This window comes from Bacillus sp. AP50, assembly GCF_040492675.1.
GTDB lineage: Bacteria > Bacillota > Bacilli > Bacillales > Bacillaceae_G > Bacillus_A > Bacillus_A cereus.
Genome location: NZ_JBEUTW010000564.1, coordinates 1 through 2,114, shown reverse-complemented (window position 1 = coordinate 2,114; position 2,114 = coordinate 1). Strand labels below are relative to the sequence as shown.

Below are 2,114 nucleotides of genomic sequence, written 5' to 3'. Positions count from 1 at the left end.
GATTTTACTATGATATTCAATACTCCCTAACTATATATTAATTTATTTTGATGTAATAACATTATAAAATTGATCTTTGAAATACATATCATACATCTATTAGTTAGTAAAAAAGACTAAATCTTTCTACCTCATTTTCATTATATAAAAGACAGTAAATATCTGCTTTTAAAAATGGTCTAAGCATAAAGAACTACCATAATAGGACAAAAGGTGATAATTTCGGAAAATTGGTAAATAGCCTGAAGAAAGTAAAGGAGAAGTTGAAGGACAACAAGAAAGATTTTAACACAAGGAGTGGAACAAACAGAGATGAGTAAGCAGACATTAAAAGAATTCATGATCTTATTAGGGCTTATAGTTGTTGTTTTAGGTGTCATCATCTACAACGGAATAAGAGAAAGAGAGCGAGATCCATATAAACCATTGTACCGGGAGCAAACAGAGAAGAATCAAACCGAGAAGGACAACCCTTATTTGAACGATAAGAAGCGCCAACAGATTAACGAATTGTACAATTCTAGGGATGAGATTGAAAGTAGAATGAAATAGTATAATTCGGTTAGAAGGTTCTCACATCAATTGTGAGAGCTTTTTCTATTATAGGTATAAACATACATTAGTAGAATTATAGAAATGCTTATACTTATCAGGTATTTGCAATTTGGAGTATTGCCACATCACTATTTTGCTAAAATTTCACAGAATTTAAACCAGAAAAATTGTAGATTTTCAACTTTAGATGTTAATTTTCTTGTTTTGGAGTATTTGCTTTTATTAGCTTGATAGCGATGTAGCTCTACCTCGTTGTACACATTGACAGTATTTCTTGTATTAAAACCTAAGATACTAAAACAAACAAAAGTTTTTTCATTTATTTACAAAAAATTCAGTTAATAGTTTTTTATTCCTTTTAATGTATATATCTATTAAATTCAGTTGTTTATATGCATTTATAATAGTTTTATTCGCATATTTATTAATTTTTAGAGTATTAAAACTTTATTTTTTTTTCAATTAAATCATTTGCCTCTTCTGTATAAGGAATATATACTTTGAGGTGTAAGGATTAATACCTTATAAAAAATTTAAAGGAGGTTTTTTTATGAAAAAAATGAAAAAGTTAGTGAACATTGCTTTAGCCGGAACTATCGGTTTAGGAGGTTTGGGAGCGTTTGCGCCAACAGATGCAAGTGCAGCTGAGGTCTCTCCTGCTAAAACTAATATTCCTACTAATCTATCTACTGAATTACCTACTAATTTTGTAGAGTCTAAGTTACCAAATGCAGCAAAAGCTAGTGCGAATTTAGATGTAAGTATAGATGTATTAGGTATCGCTAATTTGATTAGGAATGCTATTAATAGTCAAACTAATCGTTCAGGATTTGTAAAAGGTGTAATGGAATCAACATTTTATTCTGCAGGTCAACGTTATAATGTTATGGTTTTTAACTTAAACCAAAACTATGAGGATCGTTTTAACGGTGTTAAATTCTTTGGAACAACAGTATATGATGGAATCACTTTTGGAATTTGGGTATTTGAGGATGGGGAATTCACGAATAAAGGTGATGGTGGATGGATTAACTGGGCATTTAGAGGTTGGTTCGATCGTGATGGTGGCCATGTTAAATTTTATCGCCCATAAAAATAAACCACAAAATCAGCCAATTTTGCGGTTTATTAAATAAAAAGTATTATCTAAGCCTAGGAGATCATATTCTAAAATCAACTCCTAGTAAAAACAGTATAGTTGATATTTGTTAAAAAGAAAAGCACTCTCGGGAGTGTTTTTCTTTTTTTATTTAAAAATTAAGATTTTTAGGAATGGAAACAACAAACCCTTTATCTTCTTTATTGACGTAATAAGCTGTAAATAAACAATAAGATTGTTAGTATTTTTTATCATTTTAGTTAAGGAGGCTCCTTCCTCAAGGAGCGTGAAGCGTTCAATTGTATATAAACCCATTTATGTTCAATTAATATTAGAGCATATAAAAAGACACTATATTATACATAGTGTCTTTTTATAAGTTGACTTATTCTGAAAGAAAATGTAGTGATTAATAATAATTTGTTGGATACTTCTTGGTTAATTATATGATAGCACTATC

General features: G+C 29.5%; 2 protein-coding genes. Both read left to right on the top strand.

Annotated features, from left to right (window positions below; translation table 11 throughout):
• The first annotated feature begins 312 nt into the window (after positions 1-312).
• Positions 313-552, top strand: coding sequence for a hypothetical protein (locus ABWK52_RS26625; protein ID WP_086423433.1), 240 nt, complete (start codon positions 313-315; stop codon positions 550-552).
• Positions 553-1,105: 553 nt separating this feature from the next.
• Positions 1,106-1,648, top strand: coding sequence for a hypothetical protein (locus ABWK52_RS29880; RefSeq protein ID WP_000738326.1), 543 nt, complete (start codon positions 1,106-1,108; stop codon positions 1,646-1,648).
• Positions 1,649-2,114: the final 466 nt, after the last annotated feature.